At 53.1% G+C, this 17,993-nt stretch carries 16 protein-coding genes; 8 read left to right on the top strand and 8 right to left on the bottom strand.

Translation table 11 applies throughout. From position 1 onward, the window contains the following. Positions 1 to 81 precede the first annotated feature (81 nt). A complete protein-coding gene (gene rlmF, locus L2097_RS11455; protein ID WP_250352860.1) occupies positions 82 to 1,044 on the top strand; it encodes a 23S rRNA (adenine(1618)-N(6))-methyltransferase RlmF in 963 nt (320 codons plus the stop codon). Here the strand turns inward: rlmF and ybiO are convergent. The 6 genes from ybiO to rhtA form a co-directional block, all read right to left on the bottom strand. Further along, positions 1,007 to 3,244, bottom strand: coding sequence for a mechanosensitive channel protein (gene ybiO, locus L2097_RS11450; protein WP_250352859.1), 2,238 nt, complete (start codon positions 3,242 to 3,244; stop codon positions 1,007 to 1,009). The two genes, rlmF and ybiO, sit on opposite strands and share 38 nt — an antisense overlap. Positions 3,245 to 3,374: 130 nt before the next feature. Beyond that, entirely contained in the window at positions 3,375 to 4,097 is a 723-nt protein-coding gene (glnQ, locus tag L2097_RS11445) for a glutamine ABC transporter ATP-binding protein GlnQ (RefSeq protein WP_039077206.1), read from the bottom strand. Next, positions 4,094 to 4,753, bottom strand: coding sequence for a glutamine ABC transporter permease GlnP (gene glnP, locus L2097_RS11440; RefSeq protein WP_047371164.1), 660 nt, complete (start codon positions 4,751 to 4,753; stop codon positions 4,094 to 4,096). Before glnP ends, glnQ begins: the two co-directional genes overlap by 4 nt. A 137-nt stretch (positions 4,754 to 4,890) precedes the next feature. Next, positions 4,891 to 5,634 carry a glutamine ABC transporter substrate-binding protein GlnH gene (gene glnH / locus L2097_RS11435; protein WP_047371163.1) on the bottom strand — a complete coding sequence of 248 codons (744 nt, stop codon included), beginning with the start codon at positions 5,632 to 5,634 and terminating at the stop codon, positions 4,891 to 4,893. 373 nt (positions 5,635 to 6,007) lie between these two features. Continuing rightward, positions 6,008 to 6,511, bottom strand: coding sequence for a DNA starvation/stationary phase protection protein Dps (gene dps / locus L2097_RS11430; protein WP_047371162.1), 504 nt, complete (start codon positions 6,509 to 6,511; stop codon positions 6,008 to 6,010). Positions 6,512 to 6,820: 309 nt separating this feature from the next. Continuing rightward, a complete protein-coding gene (rhtA, locus tag L2097_RS11425; RefSeq protein ID WP_250352858.1) occupies positions 6,821 to 7,708 on the bottom strand; it encodes a threonine/homoserine exporter RhtA in 888 nt (295 codons plus the stop codon). Positions 7,709 to 8,062: 354 nt separating this feature from the next. Here rhtA and ompX point away from each other — a divergent pair, with 354 nt between their 5' ends. Further along, the gene (ompX, locus tag L2097_RS11420; protein ID WP_047371160.1) at positions 8,063 to 8,575 is read left to right on the top strand and encodes an outer membrane protein OmpX; all 513 of its coding nucleotides are present in this window, start codon (positions 8,063 to 8,065) and stop codon (positions 8,573 to 8,575) included. Between the two features lie 67 nt (positions 8,576 to 8,642). Here ompX and L2097_RS11415 read toward each other — a convergent pair whose 3' ends face one another. Further along, complete coding sequence (locus L2097_RS11415; protein WP_085006865.1) at positions 8,643 to 10,226, bottom strand: phosphoethanolamine transferase; 1,584 nt, start codon at positions 10,224 to 10,226, stop codon at positions 8,643 to 8,645. A 277-nt stretch (positions 10,227 to 10,503) separates the two neighbouring features. After that, complete coding sequence (mntS, locus tag L2097_RS11410; protein ID WP_039077199.1) at positions 10,504 to 10,632, bottom strand: manganase accumulation protein MntS; 129 nt, start codon at positions 10,630 to 10,632, stop codon at positions 10,504 to 10,506. 192 nt (positions 10,633 to 10,824) lie between these two features. Between mntS and mntR the strand changes: the two genes are divergently transcribed. The 6 genes from mntR (at position 10,825) to L2097_RS11380 (ending at position 17,842) form a co-directional block, all read left to right on the top strand. After that, the gene (mntR, locus tag L2097_RS11405) at positions 10,825 to 11,295 is read left to right on the top strand and encodes a manganese-binding transcriptional regulator MntR (RefSeq protein ID WP_047371157.1); all 471 of its coding nucleotides are present in this window, start codon (positions 10,825 to 10,827) and stop codon (positions 11,293 to 11,295) included. Next, positions 11,292 to 12,401, top strand: coding sequence for an anion transporter (locus L2097_RS11400; protein WP_085006864.1), 1,110 nt, complete (start codon positions 11,292 to 11,294; stop codon positions 12,399 to 12,401). Before mntR ends, L2097_RS11400 begins: the two co-directional genes overlap by 4 nt. A 100-nt stretch (positions 12,402 to 12,501) precedes the next feature. Beyond that, complete coding sequence (locus L2097_RS11395) at positions 12,502 to 13,605, top strand: HlyD family secretion protein (RefSeq protein ID WP_142519158.1); 1,104 nt, start codon at positions 12,502 to 12,504, stop codon at positions 13,603 to 13,605. Then, entirely contained in the window at positions 13,602 to 15,173 is a 1,572-nt protein-coding gene (locus L2097_RS11390; protein WP_142519157.1) for a DHA2 family efflux MFS transporter permease subunit, read from the top strand. The genes L2097_RS11395 and L2097_RS11390 overlap by 4 nt, the downstream gene beginning before the upstream one ends. A gap of 1 nt (position 15,174) precedes the next feature. After that, on the top strand, positions 15,175 to 16,698 hold the full coding sequence (locus L2097_RS11385; RefSeq protein WP_085006861.1) for an efflux transporter outer membrane subunit: 1,524 nt from the start codon (positions 15,175 to 15,177) through the stop codon (positions 16,696 to 16,698). A 103-nt stretch (positions 16,699 to 16,801) separates the two neighbouring features. After that, entirely contained in the window at positions 16,802 to 17,842 is a 1,041-nt protein-coding gene (locus L2097_RS11380; protein WP_085006860.1) for an aldo/keto reductase, read from the top strand. The last annotated feature ends 151 nt before the right edge of the window (positions 17,843 to 17,993 follow it).

The raw sequence follows: 17,993 nt of genomic DNA, 5'->3' as shown, positions 1-17,993 counted from the left end.
GAAAGCGAGTTTCTTTAGCCTCACTTATTTACCCTGCCGCCGTCAACGGGTATCTTACGCCGCTGCCAACAGGAGAATGCCATGAAAGCCCAGAAGCCGGGGTTGCACCCGCGTAACCGTCACCACAGCCGCTACGATCTTGACGCCCTTTGCGCCACGATGCCCCTATTACGTGAATTTATCATTACCAGCCCGGCGGGCGAACCGACGGTTAATTTTGCCGATCCCCTGGCAGTGAAGGCGTTGAATAAAGCGCTACTGGCGCACTTTTATGATGTAAAAGAGTGGGATATCCCGCCGGGCTTTCTTTGCCCACCTGTTCCAGGCCGCGCTGACTATATTCACCATCTTGCCGATTTGCTCGCCCAGGATACTGACGGGGTCGTCCCGTCGCAGGCCAGCGTGCTGGATATCGGCACCGGGGCAAATTGTATCTACCCGCTGATTGGCGCCCATGAATATGGCTGGCGCTTCACTGGCAGCGAAGTCGACAATGCCGCATTCGTCAGCGCACAGGCGATCATCAATGCCAATCCGGGCCTCAGTCGCTCAGTGCGTTTACGTCGGCAAAAAGATCCGTCGGCGATCCTGGCGGGCATTATTCATAAAAATGAGCAGTATGATGCCACGCTGTGTAACCCCCCTTTTCACGACAGCGCGCAGGCCGCACAGGCGGGCAGTGAGCGTAAGCGCCGCAATCTTGGGCTGGATAATGACGCGGCGCTTAACTTCGGCGGTCAGCAGCAGGAACTCTGGTGCGAGGGCGGGGAAGTGGCGTTTATCAGTAAAATGATTGATGAGAGCAAACAGTTCGCGCGTCAGGTGCTATGGTTTTCGTCGCTGGTTTCCCGTGGTGATAATTTACCGCTGCTTTATCGCGTACTGACGCAGGCCGGTGCCGTGAACGTGGTGAAAAAAGAGATGGCGCAGGGGCAGAAGCAGAGCCGCTTCATCGCCTGGACATTTCAGGATGAGGCCCAGCGCAAACGCTGGGCGCAAACCCGTTTTAAGGCGCAGGCTCAACGGGCGGCTGCGGCGCGTTAACCGCTTGTGGCGCAGGGGTACTGCCCGGCATGGGCAGTATCTGGTAAGTTTGTACCGGTGCGCGAACGTCGGCTAAATCGAAGTGTTTTTTCACCATGCTGTCCAGCGCAAAGCGTACCGTCCACTGTTTGAGCGGCAGTGTGGTACATGTCACCCGCAGTGTAAACGCGGTATTGGTTAACCCGACCAGCCCGGCAAACGTCGGTTCGCCAATAATCAGCCCACGAATGTCCTCCATCTCCATCATTTCCGCGACAGCATCTTTCAACGCCTGATTCGCTTTTTCCGTGTTCTCGTGGCGATCTACATCATAGTTGGCGACGACCGAACCAATCCCGCGCACGAAGTTGGCAAAGGTGGTTATCGATGACCACGGAATAATATGATACGCCCCGGTATCCTGGCGTACGCCAACGGAACGAATGGACATCCGTTCAACCGTGCCGGTGAGCGGGCCAATGGTGACGAGATCCCCGGTATTCATCCCATTTTCAAACTGAATAAAGATGCCGGTAATAATATCTTTCACCAGGGTTTGCGAACCGAACGAAATCGCCAGACCCAGCGCCCCGGCGCCGGCCAGCAGCGGCGCGATATTAACGCCTATCTCCGAGAGCACAATCATCACGGTGATCGTACTGATTACCACTGCCAGCGCGTTACGGAACAGGGTTAACAGGGTCCGGGTGCGCGCGCTGGGAAGCGGCCTGCCGTGGATATCCGAGGCAAGACGGTTTTCGATAATGCTTGCCAGCAGCGTCCAGCCCACGGCGGAGAAAAACAAAATCAGTGCAATGCGAATAATAATGTCGACTGCTTTTTCACCTGCGCCATAAGTCAGCCAGTACCAGAAATCGAACAGCCCCCACGCGTTGAGTAACAGCAGTACGGTGGCGCAAACAATGAGGATTCGAGCTGCTTTCATCGACGCAGAAAGCCAGCCGTTAAGCCGCTTTTGCAGTTCCGGGTAGTTACGCTGCACCTGCGGTGAGAGGGTGATGGTCTTATTTATCCAGCGCGAAAGCATACCGGAAAGGAAAGCCGCGATGCTTAAAATCGCCAGGCTGCTTAATGATGCTCCCATCATAAATTTCAGGCTATTGCCCGGATCGAAGAGCGAGAAGAAAAACAGCACGATAAAGTAAGCGCTGGCGAGCCAGTGCCAGATAAGCGCGAAGGCGCGAATAAACAGGCTAAAAAAAGCCAGTGAGTGATCCGCCAGATGGGTTAGGTTGTGCTGGATAATGCGTTTATTGCGAAAGATCAGATACAGCGCCCAGACGGTAATACAGAGCATGATGGTCACGTTAGCCAGCGCGCCCACCTGCACATTTACCTGATTGGAGATAATCGGGACGGCGACCAACAAACCGTAGCCAATCAGGCTGCTCAGCGCACTGAGGCGCAGATGCCAGTACCTGGCGGTGTCGTTCTCGATACGAAACGGGCGCAGTTCCGCGATACGCGGGCAGAAGATAAGCCGCAGGATGGCCTTAAAGAATTCAATCAGGGCAAACGCATTTAAAAACAGGCTTTGCTGGAAGGCGATGGTCCGGTTTCCGTTATTCAGATTAGCGCTAAGTATCTGGCCGACAAACAGCGTCAGCGCCAGCAACATCAGGTCGATAATAAACGCGCCGATAATCATCGCCGGAAGCTGTAGCCAGTTATTCCGCTCGCGGTTTTTATTGCGCCCCCAGTAGCCCATCTTGCGATACAGCGGCATTACGCTAAGGCGCACCAGTAGCCAGAAGGCGAATACCAGCACGGCGAGCAGTAAAAAATGCCCGGCGGCACTGGTAAAGGTTTCCGGATTAAACGCTTTGTGCGGGGAACTGGTAATGTTGCGATAGAGTTGAGCAAACCGTGACGCAAACTCTTCACCGTAGTGGCTGCTGACTTCCGTGACGTTCTCCAGTACCGTTTTCTGTTCAACGAGTTGGGGAGGCGTAATAACGGGAACAGGTTCCTGCGGCGGTGTCGCAGCGACTTTACGCAGTTGGTCGATAAGCTCCTGGCGCGATTGCTGGTTATCCAGCACATCTGCCAGTGCGGCATAGGCGGCTTTTTTTTGCTCGATATCCGGGGCTGGGGTTTCGGCAATGGGCGGTGTGCTCGTGGCCCCGGTTGTCACACCAGGAATGCCAGCCGCCTGAGCGGGTAGCCAAAACAGACTGATGAGTAACAGGATCCACGGCATGGGTGCCTCCGGCGAGAAAGTCCAGCAAAATGATAAGTATAGATGCCGGGCAACGCGTCGAAGGAAATGAGATAAATCCGGGGAGAAGGGGAGATTACCCTCTTCCCGACGGGAAGAGGGTAGAGATGACTCAGGAGACGTGCTGTAAGAATTCCTGCAAGCGCGGGCTTGGTGGATTCTCGATAAGCGTCTGTGGGTTGCCATCTTCGGCAATCCGGCCTTTATCAATAAAGATCAGACGAGAGGCCACTTTCTCAGCAAAGCCGATTTCGTGCGTCACGATAACCATCGTCATCCCTTCTTCAGCCAGATCCTGCATGACTTTCAGCACCTCATGGCGCAGTTCCGGGTCGAGTGCGGAAGTCGGCTCATCAAACAGCATCATCTTCGGTTTTACCGCCAGCGCGCGGGCGATAGCCACACGTTGTTGTTGGCCACCGGACAGCTCAGACGGATAGTGATGCGCACGTTCGGCAAGGCCTACTTTTGCCAGCAGTTCTTTTGCCAGTTTCTCGGCTTCGTCCTTTTTCGCACCGCGCACGCGTAGTGGGCCAAACATAACGTTTTCCAGCGCAGTCAGGTGTGGAAACAGATAAAACTGCTGGAACACCATGCCTGCTTCCTGGCGGATCAGACGTTCGTCAACTTTTGGATCGTTCACTTTCAGGCCATCAACAATCAACTCACCAGAGGTTATCTCTTCGAGTTTGTTGATGCAGCGCAGCAGGGTGGATTTCCCGGAACCCGATGGCCCGATAATCACCACCACTTCGCCCTGGGTAATGTTCAGGTCGATATTATGCAGCACCTGGGTTTGGCCGAAGTGCTTGGAGACGTTTTTAAATTCAATCACAGGATTTTCATCCTTCTTTCAAGACGACGCAAAATAAAGCTCAGCACCAGAGTGATGATCAGATAGACAACCGCAACGGCGCTCCAGATTTCCAGGGCGCGGAAGTTGCCGGCGATGATCTCCTGGCCCTGACGGGTCAGCTCGGCGACGCCAATAACAATAAACAGCGAGGTGTCTTTAATGCTGATGATCCATTGGTTACCTAACGGCGGCAGCATACGACGCAGCGCTAATGGCAGGATAACGTGGCGGATGGTTTCGCCCTTAGACAGCCCCAGTGCCAGGCCTGCTTCACGAAAACCTTTATGGATGGACAGTACCGCACCGCGCGTAATTTCCGCGATGTACGCGCCCGAGTTAATCATGATGGTGATAACGGCGGCGCTAAAGGGGTCGATACGCAAATCGTTGAATGCCATTGGCAGGGCGAAGTAGATAAACATCACCTGAACAACAATCGGGGTACCGCGAATAATCTCAATAAAAACGAGTGCGATGTGGTTGGCGATCCAGCCGCCAAAGGTGCGCGCAAAACCTGCCGCCAGTCCAATAATCAAGCCGCCAATTAAGCCGAGGACCGAGATCCAAAGCGTCATTTTTGCGCCTTCAATCAGAAGCGGAATGGCAGGCCAGATGGCACTCCAGTCAAACTGCATGATGAGTTCCTGTAAACCGTGGTGGAAATATACAAACACCCGTAGTACCGGTTTCCCGACCTACGGGTGATAAGTCTGTTTAAGTAGCCCCGGAAAGCTCAACGCTGCCGGGGAACACTACTGCACAGAACAAATTATTATTTAGGCTCGGTACCGAACCATTTTTTATAGATTTCGTTATAAGTACCGTTATCGCGCAGGGTTTTCAGTGCACCGTTAACTTTTTCACGCAGCTCGTCGCTACCTTTCGGGAACGCGATACCGTACTGCTGGGCTTCCAGTGAATCGCCTACCGCTTTGAACTGACCGTTACCTGCGGTTTTGATGAAATAGAGAATGTTCGGGGTATCGTGGATAACCGCATCAGCACGGTTGGTGCCCAGTTCCATATACGCGTTGTCGATGTTCGGGAACTGACGCAGGTCTTTGGTTTTGATGTTCGCTTTCGCGTAATCAACAGAACCGGTACCGCTCTTCACTGCGACCACTTTACCGTCGAGGTCTTTAACGCTTTTCACGTCGTTGTTGTTGGCTTTAACCATCACCATCAGGCCGCTTTTGTAGTAGCCATCAGAGAATTCAACCGCTTTTTTACGTTCTTCGGTAATGGTGATACCAGCCAGCGCCAGATCAACGTTTTTAGTTTGCAGAGCCGGGATGATGCCGCTGAAATCCATCGGCTTTAACTCGTAATCCAGTTTCAGTTCTTTCGCGATGGCGGCCCACAGATCAACGTCGAAGCCGACGTATTTGTCACCCTGCTTGAATTCGAAAGGAACGAATGCGGTATCGGTTGCGACAACCAGTTTATTTGCGGCCTGAGAAGAAACAGCAAAGGCGAGAGCGAGTGTAGCCAGGGAAAGTTTGAATACAGACTTCATAGTTTTTCCTTTTATATCCACGGGGCGATCCCCTGCGAGAACGTACGCAGTATGAAAAAATCATGCCAGGTTTACAACCCGTTGTTTTGTAAAGAGGCGATATTCTAAATCCGTGCTTATAACGAAGCGCGAACAGTGCCATGCACTATTTTGGGGCTTTATATTGGTGCGGAAAAGGATTTCGCACAGAAATCATCTTTATTTAGCGCAGGAATGCACCATTAAACAATCTTTTCTTAACAATTTTGTGAAGTGATGATAACAGTCTGGCGGAGTTTCAGGCGGGAAAGAACAAAATAACGCACCATAAAAGTGCAACCCCTTTGCCGGGCGGCAAAGGGGTCATCTGAAGTCCATATGTTAGCGATCGGGCTTATTCAATATTGGATTCGATAAACCACAGGAATTTGTCCAGGTCGCGTGAAGCGGCAGTAAAGATATCCGCAGTATCTTCATCTTTTGCTTCGTCGATGGCTTTACGCACATCATTCGCTACGATGGCATAACGGTCAGCCAGCTCTTTCAGGTGATCCTGTACGCTGTGGATGTCAAGTGGGTAACTTTTCAGTGCGGTTTTGCTATTGATAACCTGCGTAGTGCCCAGTGCGACGCCACCCAACTGCACGGCACGCTCTGCCATGGTATCCAGATGATCAACGAGCGCAGTACGGAAGCCGTCGAGCATTTCATGAACGGCGATGAAGTTAGCACCGCGCATATTCCAGTGGGCCTGTTTCGTGATCAGTGACAGGTCAATGAACTGGATCACCTGGCGATTAAGCAACTCGATAGTCGCTTTTTTATCGCTGTCTGATACATCGTTACGGGTATAAAGCAGATTAGACGCTTTCGTTTTAACCAGTTTAGCGGTACTCATAATCTCATATCCTCTTGATGTTTGTGTCCCAGGTAATTGTCGAAAGTAAGTATAGCACCAGATTTTTGATTGCTGTTTTTGAATATACCTATCGGTTCAATAGCAACGATAAAAAAGAAAATTCCTGGATCCTGCATCATTAAAATAATATCGCGTCAGTTTATCCGTAGCGGGCGGGTATTTAAGGTCAAGGAGGGGATGAGAATGTAAGTATATATATTGAAATGTGAGTTTTTATGGCATTCAGCGATGTACTATAAAAAAGAGATTAATTCAGCATGGCAGATCATCCATGCTGAATAATAATTATTATCCTATATCAACTTTTTCGACTTTGACTTCCCTGCGTAACGTCATTGTTGAGCCAATGGAGGCAATCACAATACATGTCAGTCCGCCAACTTGTTGAAGATTCAACGTTTCACTCAAAAAAATCATACCGGATATTGCAGCCAGGGCGGGTTCCATACTCATCAACGTTCCGAACGTACGTGTCGGTAAACGGGTGAGCGCAATCATTTCCAGGGAGTAAGGCAGGGCGGTGGATAATATGGCAACCGCAACGCCCAAAGGCAGCACTGACCATTGCCATAATGCTACGCTGGCCTGGAAAGTTCCTAAAGGTACAAAAACCAGTGCCGCTATTAATGAACCCAGGGCAACGGTCGCCGGGCCATGTTCTTCTCCGGCTTTATGGCCAGAAATAATATATACAGCCCAGCATGCGCCTGCGCCCAGTGCATATGCCGCACCGGCTAAATCCACATGGGAAACATTGTCACCAAGCGGTAATAAATACCACAGGCCCAGCACCGCCAGAATGACCCACAAAAAATCAATAGGGCGACGGGAGCCAAAAAGGGCAACGGAGAGGGGGCCGACGAATTCCAGCGCAACCGCAATACCCAGAGGTATTGTCTGAATAGAGAGATAAAACATATAGTTCATCGCACCCAGCGACAAACCATATGCCAGCAGCGGCATGCGCTGTTCTCGGGTAAAGCGCAGACGCCAGGGCTTAAAGACCACCACCAGAATCAACGTCCCCAACGCCAGACGTAGCGCCGTCATTCCCGGCGCGCCCACGACCGGAAACAGCGATTTAGCCAGGGATGCGCCTCCCTGTATCGAACACATCGCAACAAGTAACACCAATACTGATAACCACACCGGTATCTTACGAGACGACCCAGGCATCCTTTCTCCTGTCAAATTATGTCAATCATGGTAAAGCCTTGCAGTCTACTTGAAATAGCCCCGGCTGGTTGAGACTTTGTTGAAAAACAGCGGCTAAAAATACGTAAAATAGATGACATCTGATGGTTAATTAACCATGCCGATTAGGAATAATCTGGATGAACATGCCGGATAGTAAGCTTCATAATGGCACGTTCTGCGGAAAAACATCCGTTTAATGAAAGAGTTAGTAAGCATGTGAAATGTTCTGTTACATGAAATGGCTCTTTAGACATCGTTTATCCCAAAGAGTTTCTTAACAAATTTTGATATATTTAAAACTTAGGATTTACTTGAAGCACATTTGAGGTGGTTATGAAAAAAATTGCATGTCTTTCAGCACTGGCCGCTGTTCTGGCGGTATCCGCAGGTTCCGCTTTTGCAGCAACTTCCACTGTTACCGGTGGTTACGCACAGAGCGACGCTCAGGGTGTAGCAAACAAAGCAAACGGCTTCAACCTGAAATACCGCTACGAGCAGGACAACAACCCGCTGGGCGTTATTGGCTCCTTCACGTACACTGAAAAAGATCGCACTGAAGATGGCGTCTATAACAAAGGCCAGTACTACGGTATCACTGCAGGTCCGGCTTACCGTCTGAACGACTGGGCAAGCATCTACGGCGTTGTGGGTGTTGGCTACGGTAAATTCCAGCAGACCGTTGACACTGCTAAAGCATCAGACACCAGCGACTACGGTTTCTCCTATGGCGCGGGTCTGCAGTTCAACCCGATGGAAAACGTTGCACTGGACTTCTCCTACGAGCAGTCTCGTATTCGTAGCGTTGACGTAGGCACCTGGATCGCAGGCGTCGGCTACCGTTTCTAATACGGCTGGCAATAAAAAATCCGCCTCAAGGGGCGGATTTTTTTTGCCTGTTGTTCAGGAATAGCGCTTAGCGGTGCGTATCGAAAACATCTGTCGCCAGGCGGTTATAGTCAATTTTCTGTAACTTAAAGTTGGTAATGTAGACTGGCCCGGCCTTTTGCTCGGACATGAACGGGTAAGCATTTTTAATCTCCTGGGTGGTAATCCCCGTCCACTGTGAGAAGAAGCTCAGGAAATCGTTCGCGGAACGGCGCGCTTTTATCTCCCGATGCTTTGTGTCATCGCTCGACAGCACCATAAACGGCACCTGGAAGTTTTGTTGGAACAGGTCGTCATGTGCCAGATACTGTACGTCCGTCCCACGCTCTCTGAATGTCAGCCCGTGGTCAGAGAAATAGACCATAGAGAAACTGTCATTCGTGGCAACGAGTTGCGAGTAGAGTTTACCCAACAGTTCATCTGTCGCGGTGATGGAATAGAGATAGCAAGAGGTCTCTTTTGACTGCACGAACTCGCTGTATTTACCGCCGGAGCGCTCGCAGGTGGACGGGTGTGAACCCATCAGATGTAGCACAATCAACTGCGGCTGATTGCGTTTGGTGGCCAGAACCTGATTGGTCAGCTTAAGCAAATCTTCATCACGGGTATTTTTATCCGCTTCGAAATCACCGCTTTTCAGGAACTGCACTTCATCCGCGCGCTTCGCGATACTGGCAATGGCAGTGTCATACTCGCCAATCTGGCCCTGGTTAGAGAACCACCAGGTCTGGAAGCCTGCGCGGTTTGCGAGGGTGACAAAATTATCCTGATACTGCGGTTTATCATCAACCACACGGTTGAGCGTCAGGCCCAGCGATTTCTGCGTCGAGCCGCTGGCAGAGATGTAATCCATAAAGAAAGTGCCATTGGCCTGGCTTTCGAACGGTGTATTATTCCAGTGGCCGCCAAAGGCGCCCGCCGCGTCACGGCGTACGCTCTCGCCAATCACCACCACGTAGGTGTGATACTTCGGTTTGACGCCAAGGACAGTCCAGGTGTCCTTCATGCTGGCGAGCTGCGCCATGTTTTCCTGCTCTTTCACCACTTCATAGTTGTTCACCGCAACATCGCGGACGAAGCGCAGTACCGGAACACCGGTATCAATCAGTCTGAACTCAAAGCCGCGGAAGTGGTTTTGCACCGGGCCAATAAAATAGGACGCGACGCAGAATACCACCCCGAGCGTATCCCATTTGAGCCACGGGGTTGACGGCTGCGTTACCCGACGACGCAGCGACACAATGCCCAGCGCAAAAATAAACGCGCCGATAGCATAGTGATGCCATGGGAAAATCGTCAGAATTTCCGTCGACTCTTCCATATTGGTCGAGTGCAGGGCCAGCAAAGTATTAAAGTTCGGTGCGCCATAGGCCTGGCCAAACGGGAAATAGCAGGCGGCGACAAGCGAGGTAATTCCAATAACGATTTTTTGCGCCCGGGGGGCATGCCGCCACAGTACGCACAGAGCACAGGTAAAGACGACGGCGTACAGGACACTAAATTCATAACCAAGAGCAAAATTAATCAACATTGACTGGAGAAAATAGAAACCTGTCCACGGATTGATTGTCTGGCTGCGGAAGGCAACGGATTCTTTAAGGATTATGCTCATAGATTACTTCACGAAAACGCCATGTGCTCACCCTGGCGAAAGGGTCAAAACCTGCCGGACAGTGCGTGGAGAGGGGGAGAGGTCCGCTTCTGCGAGCCGCAATTTGTGCAGGGCTGCGCAAAGATAAAGTTAGCCGTGCAGAAGGTCAACACCTGCTACCGTGTCGTTTTGGGAGGGCGGTTGCAAATCAAACAAATAAGTGAAAATTATGGGCGGGCGATCCGAATATAGCGGGTGAATGTGACGGAAAAATGAAGCGGCGTACCGCGACGCCGCATTAATGAGAAGTTTTATCGTCTTTCTGTGGCTTGCCGTTGAACATATCACACAGCATATTCAGCAGCAGCAGACGAACTTTAAACGGGGAGTGAGTAAACACGCTCATGCACCTCTGAAATTCGTTCATATTGACCTCCTTACTGACTTGTTCGCTCCCGACCATCCATGTTGGGTTGAACGTATTACATACAGATATAGCACAGGCTATATTTTATAGCTATGGCTAAGACGTTAATTTTTTGTGCTGGTTCACCTATGGTTTACAATGTGCCTTCTCTTATATGATGCGGGTATCGCGTCACACCTCAGAGGAAGCACAATGAACCGTCGCGCAGGTAAGCACACAATAAAAAAAGTGACGCTGGTAAATGTTGAAGAGCATGTCGAAGGCTTTCGTCAGGTGCGCGAAGCGCATCGCCGCGAGCTGATCGACGATTATGTTGAATTGATTTCAGATTTAATCCACGAAGTGGGCGAAGCCCGCCAGGTGGATATGGCAGCGCGGCTGGGTGTTTCACAACCAACAGTGGCAAAGATGTTAAAACGACTGGCGACGGTAGGGCTGATCGAGCAAATTCCCTGGCGCGGGGTATTTTTGACGCCGGAAGGGGAGAGGCTCGCGCAGGCCAGCCGCGAACGTCATCAAATTGTGGAAAGTTTTTTACTGGTACTGGGCGTCAGCCCGGAAATTGCCCGCCGTGACGCGGAAGGAATGGAACACCACGTCAGTGAAGAAACGCTTGAGCGTTTTCGTCAGTTCACTTTGCAACAAGGGTTGCCGTCTGAATGAATCTTCCATTCTTTCGCGCGTTGCTGCGCGATCGCTTTTTGCACCTCCTGCTGATTATTGGTTTGGGTCTCTGTTTTGCCGTTCCTTTTGCGCCTGCCGCCTGGCCGGGTGCTATTGACTGGCACACCATTATTACCCTCAGCGGTTTGATGCTGCTGACCAAAGGCGTAGAACTGAGCGGCTATTTTGATGTGCTGGGGCGTCGCATGGTGCGGCGTTTTCGCACCGAGCGGCAACTGGCCATGTTTATGGTCCTTGCTGCAGCGCTGCTTTCAACCTTCCTGACCAACGACGTGGCACTGTTTATTGTGGTGCCGCTTACCATCACCTTAAAGAAATTGTGTGAAATCCCGGTCAATCGGCTGATCATTTTTGAGGCGCTGGCGGTGAACGCGGGTTCGTTGTTAACCCCCATTGGCAACCCGCAAAATATCCTGATTTGGGGACGTTCCGGGATGTCATTCCCGGCCTTTATCTGGCAGATGACGCCGCTGGCACTGGCAATGATGGCAACGCTTCTGGCGTTATGCTGGTTCTGTTTTTCCAGCAAGACGCTTAACTACCATAGCGGTGTTAAAAATCCGGACTGGCAGCCCAGGCTGGTCTGGAGCTGCCTGGGCTTTTACCTGGTTTTTATTACGGCGCTCGAGCTAAAACAGGAACTGTGGGGACTGGTCGTGGTGGCTGTGGGCTTCTTATTGCTCGCGCGACGTGTTGTGCTGAGCGTAGACTGGACATTGCTGTTGGTATTTATCGCCATGTTTATCGACGTGCATTTGCTGATCCAGTTGCCCGCGTTGCATCATCTTTTGACCGGCGCCAGCCAGCTTTCGCCGTCGGGTCTGTGGTTAACCGCCATTGGCCTGTCGCAGTTTATCAGTAATGTGCCCGCGACCATTTTGCTGCTCAATTATGTGCCGCCTGATACGCTGCTGGCCTGGGCGGTCAATGTCGGTGGATTTGGCCTGTTGCCCGGCTCGCTGGCCAATTTGATTGCGTTGCGAATGGCGAACGATCGTCGCATCTGGTGGCGCTTCCATGTTTATTCCCTCCCCATGCTGCTATGGGCCGCGCTGGTTGGCTACGGACTATTCCTGGTCAGATAGTGCTGATTTGTCAGTTTATCCTGGCAAATGTATAGCTACCGCCTAAGTTTAGTGAACGGCGTAATTGTGACGCCGTTCACTGACAGGACTGTTGCGTACTATGGCAGAACATTCAACCGCCCCTGAGAACGGGCAGGAAACTCAAACAGAAGAGACGCAAAACCGCAAACGCCCCGGTAAAAAGCCCCTCATTATCCTCGGCGTTGTGGTGATAGTAATGGTTGTTGTTGCGCTGGTGTGGTGGCTACTTACCCGCAATGAAGAGACGACAGACGATGCGTTTACCGACGGCGATGCGGTCACCATTGCGCCGAAAGTGGCGGGTTACGTCACTGAATTGCGGGTAAAGGATAACCAGCAGGTGAAAAAGGGCGATCTGCTGGTCGTCATCGATCCCCGTGATGCCACGGCGCAGCGCGATCAGGCGCAGGCGCAACTTGGGCTGGCGACGGCGCAGCTCCACCAGGCGCAGGCGCAACTGGATCTGTCGAAAGTACAATATCCGGCTCAGCGCGATGAAGCGCGGGCACAGGTGCTGAAAGCGCAGGCGGATTTAGCCAATGCGCAGGCGGCTTATAAACGCCAACGCGGTGTCGACCCTCGCGCCACCACGCAACAAAATATCGACAGCGCCAATGCCCAGTTACGCAGCGCGCAGGCACAACTGGCGAGCGCGCAGGCGCAACTGGAAGTGGCGGATCAGGTGCAGTTGCAGATTCGCCAGCAGGAGACCAATGTTGAGGCCCGTCAGCGCCAGGTGGATCAGGCGAAAGCACAGCTTGAAACTGCCGAGCTGAATCTCTCCTGGACCGAGGTTCGCGCGCCGTTCGACGGTTTTGTCACCAAGCGTAATGTGCAAACCGGCACGCTGGTCCAGGCGGGCACGGCGTTGTTTTCCCTGGTCTCACCGCAAATCTGGGTGACGGCGAATTTTAAAGAATCTCAGCTTGAACGCATGCGTCCGGGCAATAAAGTCACAGTGAAGGTCGATGCCTGGCCGGATCTGGAACTGGAAGGGCATGTTGACAGTATTCAACAGGGGAGCGGCTCGAAGTTTTCAGCCTTCCCGTCTGAGAATGCCACCGGTAACTTCGTCAAAATCGTTCAGCGCGTACCGGTGAAAATCGTCATTGATAAAGGGCTGGATACGAATCGTCCGTTGCCGCTTGGCCTGTCAGTTGAACCGAAGGTAACCGTTGAATGACTGACGTTAGCCATGAAAACTGGCGACCAGCCAGTAATCCATGGGCCGTTGCCTGGGTGGTGACGCTGGCGGTCTTTATGGAGATCCTCGATACCACCATCGTCAACGTTGCCCTGCCGCATGTTGCCGGTTCGCTTTCCGCCAGTTACGACGAATCCACCTGGGTGCTGACCAGTTATCTGGTGGCCAATGGTATCGTGCTGCCCATTTCGGCGTTTCTCAGCCGCGTGTTCGGTCGCAAGCAGTTTTTCCTGATTTGCATAGTGATGTTCACCGTTTGCTCCTTCTTGTGCGGCATCGCGACGGAGTTGTGGCAAATCATCCTGTTTCGCGTGTTGCAGGGCTTTTTTGGCGGCGGCTTACAGCCAACGCAGCAGTCGGTGTTGCTGGATTACTTCAAGCCTGAGGATCGTGGTAAGGCGTTTGGGCTCTCTTCGATTGCGATCATTGTTGCCCCCGTAATGGGGCCGACGCTGGGCGGCTGGATCACCGATAACTACTCCTGGCGCTGGGTCTTTTTTATCAATATTCCGGTCGGTATTGTTACGGTGCTCGCGATTTATCAGTTACTGGAAGACCCGCCGTGGGAGCGCAAGTCGGACAAAAAATTGACCATCGACTGGCCTGGGATCGGCCTTATCGCCCTCGGACTCGGTTGCCTTCAGGTGATGCTGGACCGTGGGGAGGACGAGGACTGGTTTGCCTCTGATTTTACGCGTATTTTTGCCGTGCTGACGGCAGTCGGCATTGTCGGGGCGATTTACTGGCTGCTGTACGCCAAAAAGCCGGTCGTTGATCTGCGCTGTATGGCAGATAAAAACTTTGCTGTCTCCAGTCTGCTGATGGCAGGTATGGCGATGATCCTGTATGGCAGTTCGGTGGTGATCCCACAACTGGCGCAGCAGGATCTGGGCTACACCGCCACCTGGTCAGGGCTGGTGCTGTCGCCGGGGGCGGTATTGATTGTGCTGACTATCCCGCTGGTGCTCAAATTGATGCCTGTCGTGCAGACGCGCTGGATTATCGCCTTTGGTTTTTTCTGCCTTGCGGCTTCGTTCTGGTGGTCGCGAACGCTGACGCCGGATATTGATTTCGAAACCCTGATGCTGTTTCGCAGCGCGCAGTCCATTGGTCTGGGTTTTCTGTTTGTGCCACTGACCACCATCGCGTTTATCACCATTCCGCGTCAGCTTAATGCCGATGCGGCCGCGTTGTTCACGATGTTCCGTAATGTCGCGGGATCGGTGGGTATTTCACTTTCCACGGCGGCGATAACCGAACGCTCGCAGGCGCACAGCGCGCATCTGGCATATAACATGTCGCCGCTTAATGAACCCTTCCAGCTGGCGGTGCGCGAATCGGCGCAAGCGATCCGCAATTTCACTGCCCTGGTGGGTGATCCGATGAATACAGCAATGGGGCAGATGTATAAAACGATGATCGCGCAGTCGCGTTTTCTGGCTTATATCGACGTGTTCACGCTGCTCAGCATTGTCGCACTGTTATTGATTCCTTTTTGTTTACTGCTTTCGCCCATTAAGAGCGAAGGCAGCGCAGGAGCACATTAATATGTCCAGGCGTGGTGTTTCATTGACATTTTTCTCTCTTTGGCTGGCAGGCTGCAGCGTGGGTCCGGATTACCAGCAGCCATCGCCGCAAACCCCAACGCACTGGAACGATCCGGGCGATAAAACCGTGGCTTCGCAAGCGGTGTCGCAGGCGGTTAATCCGCGCTGGTGGACCAGCTTTCAGTCACCGCAACTCAATAGTCTGATTGAGCGTGCGATCGCCGGGAATCTCTCATTGCAACAAACAGTGCTGCGTATCGCAGGCGCGCGCGAACAGATTAATCAGGCTGGCGGCGCATTTTTACCGGCGGTCAACGGCAGCGTAAAAGCCACGCGTCAGCAACTGGGGCTGGAAGGGGAGCTTAAATCTCATGATGTTTACGGCCAGCTGGACAATGTTGATCCGCAAATCGCCGGCGCGTTGGGGGCATTAACCCAGCCGGTGAACCTCTATCAGGGGAGTTTCGACGCGCAGTGGGAGTTGGATCTCTGGGGCAAAGTGCGCCGTCAGGTTGAAGGAGCGCAGGCACAGCAGCAACAGGCGATTGAGCAGCGCAACGATGCGCTGGTGTCACTGGAGGCGGAAGTGGCGCGCGCGTGGCTGCAACTGCGCGGCGCACAAAGCGTAATCTCCACGTTGCAGACGCAAATCGAGACCGCGCAGCAAACTTTTGCCCTGACGGATAACCGCCAGCGTAGCGGGCTGTCGCCGCAAATGGACGTGGAAAATGCCCGGGCTCAGGTGGGGAGCCTGGAGGCGCAACTGCCGCAGTATCAGGCCCAGGAGCGTCAGGCGATGAATGCGCTGGCGATTTTGTTGGGCAAACCGCCAGGTGCGCTGGACGGGGAGCTCAGGAATGTGCAGCCATTGCCGAAGCTGCCTGCGCTGGTTTCAACCGGCATTCCCTCGACGCTGGCCCGCAGACGCCCGGATATTCGTGAGGCGGAAGCCTCATTACATGCCGCCACGGCACAAATTGGCGTCTCCGTCGCGCAGCTTTTCCCAAGCCTGACGCTGAGTGGGCAGTTTGGTTTGCGTAACAGTGAGACCGACTGGCTCACCGACTGGAGCAGCCATTTCTACAGTTTCGGTCCGCAGATTTCTATTCCTATCTTTCAGGGCGGGCGGCTGGTCTCCAGCGTGAAACTGGCCCGCGCGCAGCAGGGCGCGGCGGTGCTCAATTATCGCCAGACGGTGCTGGAAGCGTTGGGTGATGTGGAAAATGCGCTGGTTAGCTATCGCGCCGATCAGCAGCGCGAGGCCGGGCTGGATAAAACCCTCGATGCGCTGCATAACGCGTTTACCCTGGCCAGCGACAGTTACCGGCAAGGTATTGCCAGTTTTATCGATGTGCTTGATGCCCAACGTCAACTTGCGCAGGCGGAGCAGCAGCGTGCACAGGCGCGTGTACAGAGCAGTCTGGACTTAGTGGCGTTGTATAAAGCCCTTGGCGGCGGCTGGGAGCCTTATCAGCAGGTGCGTTTGCCGGAGTATTCGGTGTTTGGCGACGCCCCGCGCGGATAAGGTTTAGAGGATTGGGCAAGAAACAGACAGGATCGCCACATTCCACAGCACGCCGTATTGCGTATAACTATCTGCGTCAACCAACAGTGTGAGGAGACGCCAAATGCGTTATCAAAAACTCGGCAATACCGGTCTGTTTGTTTCTGAACTGTGCCTCGGGACCATGACGTTCGGCGGTGAGGGCGGCATGTGGGGCAAAATTGGGCAACTGGACCAGGCGCAGGCGGACAAGCTGGTCGGCAGCGCGCTGGACGCAGGCATCAATTTTATTGATACCGCCAACGTCTATTCCGAAGGCCGCTCCGAGCAAATTACCGGCCAGGCACTGAAAAATCTTAAAGTGCCGCGTGAAAATGTGGTGGTGGCGACTAAAGTGTTCGGCGAAACCGGCACGGCGGGCGTGAACTCGCGCGGCAGCTCCCGCTATCACATTATTGGCAGCGTAAAAGAGAGCCTGCGACGAATGCAACTGGATCATATCGATCTCTATCAGTTGCATGGCTTTGACCCGGCGACCCCCATGGAAGAGATGCTCTACGCGTTGGATAATCTCGTACAGCATGGGCATGTTCGTTATATCGGTGTTTCTAACTGGGCGGCATGGCAAATCGCCAAAGCGCTGGGTATCTCTGAACGCCTGGGGCTGGCACGTTTCGCCTCGTTGCAGGCTTATTACACTATCGCCGGGCGTGACCTGGAGCGTGAACTGGCGCCGATGCTGCAAAGCGAAAACGTTGGCCTGATGGTCTGGAGCCCGCTGGCGGGCGGCCTGCTGAGCGGTAAATACAGCCGCGATGGCAAAGGCGAAGAGGGCAGTCGTCGCCTGGAGTTTGACTTCCCGCCGGTAAACAAAGACCGTGCATTTGACTGCATCGACGTGATGCGCGTTATCGCCGAAGCAAAAGGCGTCTCTGTCGCACAGATAGCGCTGGCCTGGCTGCTGCATCAGCCGGTGGTGAGCAGCGTGATCATTGGCGCTAAACGCCCCGATCAGCTTGATGACAATATCGCCGCCACCCATATTCGCTTCACCGACGACGAACTCCGCCAGCTTGATGCGGTGAGTGCGTTGCCGCGCGAATATCCCGGCTGGATGCTGGAACGCCAGGGGGAATACCGCCGTAACCAGCTAGCCCACAAGTAAACCCGCTTTTGATCTTCCCCGGCGGCATCTCGCTGACCGGGGATTTTTCTTCCCGTCTAATTTCTCAAGCTTGCTCACAAAAACGATCCTTTCGTTTTGCCTGACTTTTCACCTTTGGCTATATGACTAGTCATATAAATTAAATGACTAG

This window comes from Citrobacter sp. MNAZ 1397, assembly GCF_023613995.1.
In the GTDB taxonomy this organism is placed as follows: Bacteria; Pseudomonadota; Gammaproteobacteria; order Enterobacterales; family Enterobacteriaceae; genus Phytobacter; species Phytobacter ursingii.
The sequence above is the reverse complement of the archived record's forward strand: the minus strand, read 5'-3'. Positions and strand labels throughout refer to the sequence as shown.

Coding starts and splice junctions, on each gene's coding strand:
- rlmF (WP_250352860.1), top strand. CDS start 82: ATGAAAGCCCAGAAGCCGGGGTTGCACCCGCGTAACCGTCACCACAGC.
- ybiO (WP_250352859.1), bottom strand. CDS start 3,244: ATGCCGTGGATCCTGTTACTCATCAGTCTGTTTTGGCTACCCGCTCAG.
- glnP (WP_047371164.1), bottom strand. CDS start 4,753: ATGCAGTTTGACTGGAGTGCCATCTGGCCTGCCATTCCGCTTCTGATT.
- glnH (WP_047371163.1), bottom strand. CDS start 5,634: ATGAAGTCTGTATTCAAACTTTCCCTGGCTACACTCGCTCTCGCCTTT.
- dps (WP_047371162.1), bottom strand. CDS start 6,511: ATGAGTACCGCTAAACTGGTTAAAACGAAAGCGTCTAATCTGCTTTAT.
- rhtA (WP_250352858.1), bottom strand. CDS start 7,708: ATGCCTGGGTCGTCTCGTAAGATACCGGTGTGGTTATCAGTATTGGTG.
- ompX (WP_047371160.1), top strand. CDS start 8,063: ATGAAAAAAATTGCATGTCTTTCAGCACTGGCCGCTGTTCTGGCGGTA.
- L2097_RS11415 (WP_085006865.1), bottom strand. CDS start 10,226: ATGAGCATAATCCTTAAAGAATCCGTTGCCTTCCGCAGCCAGACAATC.
- mntS (WP_039077199.1), bottom strand. CDS start 10,632: ATGAACGAATTTCAGAGGTGCATGAGCGTGTTTACTCACTCCCCGTTT.
- mntR (WP_047371157.1), top strand. CDS start 10,825: ATGAACCGTCGCGCAGGTAAGCACACAATAAAAAAAGTGACGCTGGTA.
- L2097_RS11400 (WP_085006864.1), top strand. CDS start 11,292: ATGAATCTTCCATTCTTTCGCGCGTTGCTGCGCGATCGCTTTTTGCAC.
- L2097_RS11395 (WP_142519158.1), top strand. CDS start 12,502: ATGGCAGAACATTCAACCGCCCCTGAGAACGGGCAGGAAACTCAAACA.
- L2097_RS11390 (WP_142519157.1), top strand. CDS start 13,602: ATGACTGACGTTAGCCATGAAAACTGGCGACCAGCCAGTAATCCATGG.
- L2097_RS11385 (WP_085006861.1), top strand. CDS start 15,175: ATGTCCAGGCGTGGTGTTTCATTGACATTTTTCTCTCTTTGGCTGGCA.
- L2097_RS11380 (WP_085006860.1), top strand. CDS start 16,802: ATGCGTTATCAAAAACTCGGCAATACCGGTCTGTTTGTTTCTGAACTG.